General features: G+C 44.3%; 7 protein-coding genes. 6 read left to right on the top strand and 1 reads right to left on the bottom strand.

Features of this window, described 5'->3' with window-relative positions; all coding sequences use genetic code 11:
• Positions 1-51 precede the first annotated feature (51 nt).
• The 4 genes from AB5916_RS02420 to AB5916_RS02405 all read left to right on the top strand — a co-directional run bounded on the left by AB5916_RS02420 (position 52) and on the right by AB5916_RS02405 (position 4,481).
• Complete coding sequence (locus AB5916_RS02420) at positions 52-1,437, top strand: DUF512 domain-containing protein (RefSeq protein ID WP_368189104.1); 1,386 nt, start codon at positions 52-54, stop codon at positions 1,435-1,437.
• On the top strand, positions 1,400-2,725 hold the full coding sequence (der, locus tag AB5916_RS02415; protein WP_158420453.1) for a ribosome biogenesis GTPase Der: 1,326 nt from the start codon (positions 1,400-1,402) through the stop codon (positions 2,723-2,725). The genes AB5916_RS02420 and der overlap by 38 nt, the downstream gene beginning before the upstream one ends.
• A gap of 5 nt (positions 2,726-2,730) precedes the next feature.
• Entirely contained in the window at positions 2,731-3,381 is a 651-nt protein-coding gene (gene plsY, locus AB5916_RS02410; RefSeq protein ID WP_368189103.1) for a glycerol-3-phosphate 1-O-acyltransferase PlsY, read from the top strand.
• A gap of 86 nt (positions 3,382-3,467) precedes the next feature.
• Positions 3,468-4,481, top strand: a complete 1,014-nt coding sequence (locus tag AB5916_RS02405) for an NAD(P)H-dependent glycerol-3-phosphate dehydrogenase (RefSeq protein ID WP_368189102.1) — start codon at positions 3,468-3,470, stop codon at positions 4,479-4,481.
• Positions 4,482-4,609: 128 nt separating this feature from the next.
• On the opposite strand, the gene AB5916_RS02400 is transcribed toward AB5916_RS02405, so the two are convergent.
• On the bottom strand, positions 4,610-5,434 hold the full coding sequence (locus tag AB5916_RS02400) for an aldo/keto reductase (protein ID WP_288219172.1): 825 nt from the start codon (positions 5,432-5,434) through the stop codon (positions 4,610-4,612).
• A 284-nt stretch (positions 5,435-5,718) separates the two neighbouring features.
• Between AB5916_RS02400 and pckA the strand changes: the two genes are divergently transcribed.
• Complete coding sequence (pckA, locus tag AB5916_RS02395; protein WP_368189101.1) at positions 5,719-7,323, top strand: phosphoenolpyruvate carboxykinase (ATP); 1,605 nt, start codon at positions 5,719-5,721, stop codon at positions 7,321-7,323.
• A 348-nt stretch (positions 7,324-7,671) separates the two neighbouring features.
• Entirely contained in the window at positions 7,672-8,070 is a 399-nt protein-coding gene (locus AB5916_RS02390; RefSeq protein ID WP_368189099.1) for a cobalt transporter, read from the top strand.
• Positions 8,071-8,083 lie beyond the last annotated feature (13 nt).

The following is an 8,083-nucleotide window of genomic DNA, read 5'->3' as shown; positions in this document are numbered from 1 at the left end:
TAATATCAGAGATGGCAGCTGGTTCCGGATCTGATATAAACGGAGTTAATAATGAAAAAAAAGAAAAGACATGTGATCTCTCGTGTACTCCCAGGCAGCATTGCCCAGGAACTGGAGCTGGCTCCAGGAGACATCCTGTTATCGGTTAATGGACAGCAGGTAGAAGACGTATTCGATTATCGATATCTGATGAATGAAGAATACGTAGTCCTTCAGGTAGAAAAAGCAGACGGAGAGATTTGGGAACTAGAAGTAGAGAAAGAATACGAAGAAGATCTGGGAGTGGAATTTGAAAATGGTCTGATGGATGATTACAGATCCTGTTCCAATCACTGCGTCTTCTGTTTTATTGATCAGATGCCCCCGGGTATGAGGGAAACACTGTATTTTAAAGATGATGACTCCAGACTGTCTTTTCTCCAGGGAAACTATGTGACCCTTACCAATATGAGCGACCATGACATTGACAGGATCATCCAGTACCATCTGGAGCCTATCAACATATCCTTTCAGACCATGAATCCAGAGCTTCGCTGTAAGATGCTCCATAACCGTTTTGCAGGAGACGCACTAAAGAAAGTAAAGCGGCTGTATGAGGCAGGGATCACCATGAACGGCCAGATTGTACTTTGCAAAGGCTTGAATGACGGCGCAGAACTGGAATATAGCTTATCCAGGCTGGCAGAATACGCCCCGGTACTGCAAAGTGTTTCTGTTGTACCGGTAGGACTTACCAAATACAGGGAAGGACTTTACCCATTGGAACTGTTCGGCAAAAATGAAGCACTGGAAACCCTTAAGATCATTGAAAAATGGCAGGAGAAGATGAAAGAACAGTATAACATTCATTTTGTCCATGCTTCTGACGAATGGTACATCCTGGCAGAAAGAGAACTCCCAAATGAGGATTCCTATGATGGGTATCTTCAGCTAGAGAACGGTGTAGGCATGATACGGCTTCTGGATACAGAAGTACGTCAGGCATTAGACCAGCTTCCTGGTGACGACCGGAAGGTTACGGGTACAGTTGCAACCGGTGCTCTTGCAGCGCCTTTTATTGCCGGATTTGCGGACCTTGTACGGCAGCAATATCCGGGAGTACAGATCCAGGTACGAAAGATCACCAATGAATTTTTTGGGGAGAAGATCACGGTATCCGGCCTGATTACAGGACAAGATCTGCTTAAGCAGCTTAAGGATGTGGAACTTGGAGAAAAGCTATTGCTTCCATGCAGTATGCTTAGAAGTGAGACAGACGTTTTTCTGGATGATATGACTGTGGAGCAGTTATCCCAAAGCTTACAGGTAGAGATCGTAATTGTTGATGAAGGCGGGGCAGATCTTGTATCTGCAATGATCCAACCCCCTGACCATAAAAAACTTAGAAGGAGACAGATGTATGAGCAAACCGGTAGTTGCTATAGTGGGAAGGCCTAATGTAGGCAAATCCACACTTTTTAATGTACTTGCCGGGGGCAGGATTTCCATTGTACAGGATACCCCCGGTGTAACACGAGACAGGATCTACGCAGATGTTACCTGGCTTGATAGGACATTTACCATGATTGATACAGGCGGTATAGAGCCTGACAGCAGTGACCTGATCCTTGCACAGATGCGGGAGCAGGCCCAGATCGCCATTGATACAGCAGATGTGATCATTTTTATTACAGATGTACGCCAGGGACTGGTGGATGCAGATGCTAAGGTGGCAGATATGCTGCGCCGGAGTCACAAGCCGGTAATCCTTGTGGTAAATAAAGTAGACAGCTTCCAGAAGTACATGATGGATGTTTACGAATTTTATAATCTGGGTATTGGAGAACCATTTGCCATATCAGCAGCTAACCGCCAGGGGCTGGGAGATATGCTGGATGAGGTGGTGAAGCATTTTCCTGAAGACAGCACAGATGGTGAGGATGATGATATCCCCAAGATTGCCATTGTAGGAAAGCCCAATGTAGGCAAATCTTCTCTGGTGAATAAGCTTCTTGGAGAAGACCGTGTGATCGTATCGGATATCGCAGGTACCACCAGGGATGCAGTGGACACAAAAGTCACCTGGGAAGGCAGAGATTATGTATTTATTGATACAGCAGGCCTTCGACGAAAGAAGAATATCAAAGAGGAGATCGAGCGCTACAGCGTGATCCGTACAGTGACAGCTGTAGAGCGGGCAGATGTGGTAGTTGTGATGATCGATGCTTCCGAAGGGGTGACAGAGCAGGATGCTAAGATCGCAGGTGTTGCCCATGAAAATGGCAAAGGCGTGATCATTGCAGTGAATAAATGGGATGCTATTGTAAAGGATGACAAGACTATTTACAAGCATACCAACAAGATACGTGAGGTGCTTTCCTTTATGCCTTATGCAGAAATCGTCTTTATTTCTGCAAAAACAGGACTTCGTATTTCCAGACTGTTTGAAACATTGGATGCAGTGATCGAGAACCAGAATATGCGTATCCAGACCGGTGTGCTCAATGAGATTCTGTCCGAGGCAGTGGCTATGCAGCAGCCGCCTTCAGACAGGGGACGCAGGCTGAAGATCTTCTATATGACACAGGTGGCAGTAAAACCGCCTACATTTGTGATTTTTGTAAACGACAAAGAACTGATGCATTTTTCATACACCAGGTACATTGAAAATAAAATCCGGGACGCATTTGATTTTGGCGGGACTCCGCTGAAATTCATTGTACGGGAACGGGGAGAAAAGGAATAAAGATTATGGAACGATTAATTTGTCTGGGGATCGGTTATATATTCGGCATGTTTCAGACCGGCTATCTGGTAGGAAAATCTCATCATATTGACATTCGCCAGTGCGGCAGCGGCAATGCAGGCACCACCAATGCCCTGCGTACACTGGGCAAAAAGGCTGGAGCCATCACTTTGCTGGGAGATATGTTTAAGTGCGTGCTGGCTATCCTTCTGATAGATCATCTGTTTAAGAACAATTATCAGGATATACTTCCTCTGTTGGGAATGTACACAGCAGCAGGCTGTGTACTTGGCCACAATTTCCCTTTTTATCTTCATTTTAAAGGAGGGAAGGGAGTGGCTGCTTCTGCAGGGATGCTCCTTGCCCTTGACTGGAGGGTATTCTTGATCGCAGCTGGTGTTTTTCTTATCTTGTTCTTTACGATTCATTATGTATCAGTAGGTTCTATCAGCGCCTATGTAACTGCATGGATCTGTTTTGTGGTATTTGGAGCAATAGGATGTTATGGCATGGATTTATCCCATACTGTGGAGATGGATGTGGTAATGGGACTGATGACCGTGTTGGCTGTATACCGCCACAGATCCAACATATCCAGACTTCTTTCTGGTAAAGAAAGTAAGGTTTATCTTGGAAAAGCCAGCAAGAATAAATAAGGTTTATATTAGAATATTCGGCAAGAAAGAATAAATAAGGTTTATTTTGATTAAAAACCGGTTAGAAAATAAATGAGGTGAATGCTATGGCAAAAATCAGTGTAATGGGTGCAGGCAGCTGGGGAACTGCTCTTGCAATCCTTCTGAACAATAACGGACATCAGGTGATCCTTTGGTCTGCATTGGGGGATGAGGTTGCTCTTCTTTGTGAAAAAAGAGAAAATCCTGCAAAGCTTCCCGGTGTGAAGATCCCGGAGGGAATACTGATAACAAAGGATGAGAAACTGGCAATGGATCAGCCGGATGTGGTGATACTTGCAGTTCCTTCCCCTTTTACAAGAAGCACATCCAAACGGCTGGCTCCTTATGTGCGCCAGGGACAGATCATTGTGAATGTTGCCAAAGGGGTGGAAGAGAAGACGCTTATGACTTTAAGCGAAATTATTGAACAGGAGATTCCTTGTGCTAATGTATGTGTGCTGTCAGGACCAAGCCATGCAGAAGAGGTAAGCCGTGGTCTTCCCACCACCTGTGTGGTCAGTTCCCATAAAAGGGCGACAGCAGAGTATCTTCAGGAAATCTTTATGAGCCCTGTGTTCCGTGTGTATACTACACCGGATATCCTGGGTGTAGAGCTTGGCGGCGCTTTGAAAAATGTGATCGCTCTTGCAGCAGGTACTGCAGATGGCCTTGGTTATGGTGATAATACAAAGGCTGCTCTCATTACAAGAGGTATCGCTGAGATCGGGCGTCTGGGCGTAAAGATGGGTGCAAAGGCAGAAACCTTTGCTGGTCTTTCCGGGATCGGCGATCTGATCGTTACCTGTGCAAGTGTGCACAGCCGTAACCGTAAAGCCGGTTATCTGATGGGAAAGGGATACACTATGAAACAGGCCATGGACGAAGTGAAGATGGTGGTAGAGGGTGTGTATTCTGCCAAGGCAGCCAAAGAACTTGCAGAAAAGTATGAAGTGGAAATGCCTATTGTAGATGAGGTGAATAAGATCCTTTTTGAAGATAAGCCGGCAGCAGATGCAGTGATCGATCTGATGCTCCGTGATAAAAAGGTAGAGATTTCATCTCTTCCCTGGGTTGAATAAAGCTAAGAATGCCGAGGCATTCTTGAATTGCTATATGATTATTATAAAAACTGCTGTTTCTGGCGACAGTATAAGGTACCAGATAAAAGGCCTTATACCAGCTGCCAAAAAACAGCAGTTCTTTTGTTTTAGAAGATCACATCCCGCAGGTCTTCCGGTACGTGGGAGCTGTGGAAGTCTTCATCTAATGTGTCAATGATAGCCATATCTTCATCTTCAATGGTAAAATCAAAAACATTACCATTGGAAGCGATCCGATCCGGATGAACAGACTTGGGAATCACGCTGATGCCTTTCTGGATGGCCCACCGAAGACCGATCTGCGCTGGGGTGCGGGCATATTTCGTGGCAAGCACACACATCACATCATTGTCAAAATAAGCTCCTCTGGCCAGTGGGGCATAGGCCTGTACCTGTATGCCTTCGGATTCACAATATTCGATCAGCTCTTTGGGATAACATAATGGATGGCATTCGATCTGATTCACTGCCGGGATGATGCCGGAAACCTTCTTAAGCTCTTCCAGATGGTGGATCTGGAAATTGCTTACTCCAATAGAAAGGGCACGTCCGGAATCCAGAATCTTCTCCAAAGCCTGCCAGGTGCCAAGATAGCAGCCGGGTACCGGCCAGTGGATTAGATACAGATCCACATAATCCAGTTTCAGCCTTTCTAGGCTTCTGTAAAAGGCACCGTCAATATCACCCAGGCGCTGGGCAGTATTCCATACTTTACTGGTGATAAAAAGGTCCTTCCTTGGGATGCCGCATTTAGCAATGGCCTTGCCAACACTTTCTTCATTCTTGTATACAGAAGCAGTATCGATCAGTCGGTAGCCGGCCTTTACGGCGGCATTAATGGCAGTTTCTGCTTCTGAATCTTCTGTTTTATAAACGCCAAGCCCAAGAAGGGGCATTTCTCTGTCGTTGTTAAGAAAAACAGTTGTTCTCAAATCAATCAATCCTCCTCAATACATGTGCGGAAGCTGCACTAAATTCATGTATTAGTATAACATAGAAATGTGAAAGAGTTAACTCAATTCTATTAAAAAACTACTACAGTCAAATATAGTTGAAAGAAAAAAATGTATTTTTTGGTTGATTTTATTCTTTTATTATGTATAATAATAACCAAAGAAGGAACAAGGTACTTCTTTGCAATGATATCGTTAAAAAGATATCACATACCTGCGTAACAGGTAAATAAACAATATTTGAAGAAAGAGGTAAATGTAAGATGGCTGGAATCGATTTAACAAAATACGGCATTACAGGAACTACTGAGATTGTGTACAACCCTTCTTATGAGATGTTGTTTGAAGAGGAGACAAAGCCGGAACTTGAAGGCTTTGAAAAAGGTCAGGTCAGCGAGCTTGGGGCAGTGGACGTAATGACCGGTATTTATACAGGACGTTCTCCTAAAGATAAGTATATCGTTATGGATGAGAATTCCAAGGACACTGTATGGTGGACATCCGACGAGTATAAGAATGATAACCATCCTGCAACACAGGAAGCATGGCAGGCAGTTAAAGAGATCGCTCAGAAGGAGCTTTCCAATAAGAAACTGTATGTTGTAGATGCATTCTGCGGCGCAAACAAAGACACACGTATGGCTATCCGTTTTATCGTTGAGGTTGCTTGGCAGGCTCACTTTGTAACAAATATGTTCATTCAGCCAACAGAAGAAGAACTGAAAGATTTCGAGCCTGATTTTGTTGTTTACAATGCTTCCAAGGCAAAGGTTGAGAACTTTAAAGAGCTGGGTCTTAACTCTGAGACAGCTGTTATGTTCAACATCACAAGCCGTGAGCAGGTAATCGTTAATACATGGTACGGCGGAGAGATGAAGAAAGGTATGTTCTCCATGATGAACTATTATCTGCCGCTGAAGGGTATTGCTTCCATGCACTGCTCCGCAAACACAGATATGGACGGTGAGAATACAGCTATCTTCTTCGGACTTTCCGGAACAGGTAAGACTACACTTTCCACAGATCCTAAGCGTCTTCTGATCGGTGATGATGAGCATGGCTGGGATGACAACGGAGTATTCAACTTCGAGGGCGGCTGCTATGCAAAGGTTATCAACCTTGACAAAGAGTCTGAGCCGGATATCTACAATGCGATCAAACGTAACGCTCTTCTTGAGAACGTAACACTTGATAAAGATGGAAAGATTGATTTTGCTGATAAGAGCGTTACAGAGAATACCCGTGTATCTTATCCGATCAACCACATTAAGAATATTGTTCGCCCGGTTTCTTCTGCACCGGCTGCTAAGAATGTGATCTTCCTTTCTGCTGATGCATTTGGTGTACTGCCGCCAGTATCTGTTCTTACACCAGAGCAGACACAGTATTACTTCCTTTCCGGATTTACTGCTAAGCTTGCTGGTACAGAGCGTGGTATCACAGAGCCTACACCTACATTCTCCGCATGCTTCGGCCAGGCATTCCTGGAGCTGCATCCTACCAAATATGCAGAAGAGCTTGTTAAGAAGATGGAGAAGAGCGGCGCTAAAGCATACCTTGTTAACACAGGCTGGAACGGAACAGGTAAACGTATCTCTATTAAAGATACCCGTGGTATCATTGATGCGATCCTGAACGGTGACATCCTGAATGCGCCTACTAAGAAGATCCCATACTTCAACTTTGAGGTTCCTACAGAGCTTCCGGGAGTTGATCCGGCTATCCTTGATCCAAGAGATACCTATGCAGATGCTTCTGAGTGGGAGACAAAGGCAAAAGATCTGGCTGACAGATTTGTTAAGAACTTTGCTAAATATGAAGGAAATGCAGCTGGTAAAGCACTTGTATCTGCAGGTCCTGAGAAATAATGTGATTTCTGAATCGACACAGAATTGATAAAGGCCTTCCTTCCTCTGGCTGTCCTGGATATTTATCCGGGATACCAGTGGGGAAGGCTTTTTTTATGATGCTGCCGAATGCCGAGGCATTCTTGAATATTTTTTTGAAAAAGATTGTTAAAAAGAAAACGAACACATCAGCAAGGTAAAGTGATTAAGCAAAAAAGAATAGAAATGCACATTAAAAAATGCAATATTTGTTTAAAATTCAGTGAATATTCCTTGATAACGGGTTGAAAAGGTTGTATAATGATGATAATTGATAAAATTATGTCATAAGTCTGCCCTTTTGTGGGGCAAAGAGAAAGGAGCATACACATGCACTTGATTAAAGACGAAAATGGCAATCTTGTACAGCATGGACATGAGCATACACATGAGCATACACATGCGGACGGAGTGAGCCATTCCCATACACATACACATGAGCACGGAGAAGAGCATGACCATACACACGGGGAGGGTCAGCAGTGTGGTGACCATTGTACATCTTGCCAGGGAGGCGACTGCAAGAATGAAACAGTTGCACTTCTTACCTATATGCTGCAGCATAATGAACACCATGCAGCAGAGCTGGATCAGATGGCAGACAATTTAGAGAAGATGGGCATGGCTACAGCTGCAAAGACCATCCGCGAGGGAGTTTCTGATTTTCAGAAAGGGAATATGCGTCTTGGACTTGCCCTTACTCTTGTAAAAGAAGAGATCAGCAAATAACAATTATGACAGT

The sequence above is a fragment of the Blautia sp. 1033sp1_1033st1_G9_1033SCRN_220408 genome, from assembly GCF_040929965.1.
GTDB lineage: Bacteria > Bacillota > Clostridia > Lachnospirales > Lachnospiraceae > Blautia_A > Blautia_A ammoniilytica.
This window is presented reverse-complemented; position numbering and strand designations above follow the sequence as displayed.

Coding starts and splice junctions, on each gene's coding strand:
- AB5916_RS02420 (WP_368189104.1), top strand. CDS start 52: ATGAAAAAAAAGAAAAGACATGTGATCTCTCGTGTACTCCCAGGCAGC.
- der (WP_158420453.1), top strand. CDS start 1,400: ATGAGCAAACCGGTAGTTGCTATAGTGGGAAGGCCTAATGTAGGCAAA.
- plsY (WP_368189103.1), top strand. CDS start 2,731: ATGGAACGATTAATTTGTCTGGGGATCGGTTATATATTCGGCATGTTT.
- AB5916_RS02405 (WP_368189102.1), top strand. CDS start 3,468: ATGGCAAAAATCAGTGTAATGGGTGCAGGCAGCTGGGGAACTGCTCTT.
- pckA (WP_368189101.1), top strand. CDS start 5,719: ATGGCTGGAATCGATTTAACAAAATACGGCATTACAGGAACTACTGAG.
- AB5916_RS02390 (WP_368189099.1), top strand. CDS start 7,672: ATGCACTTGATTAAAGACGAAAATGGCAATCTTGTACAGCATGGACAT.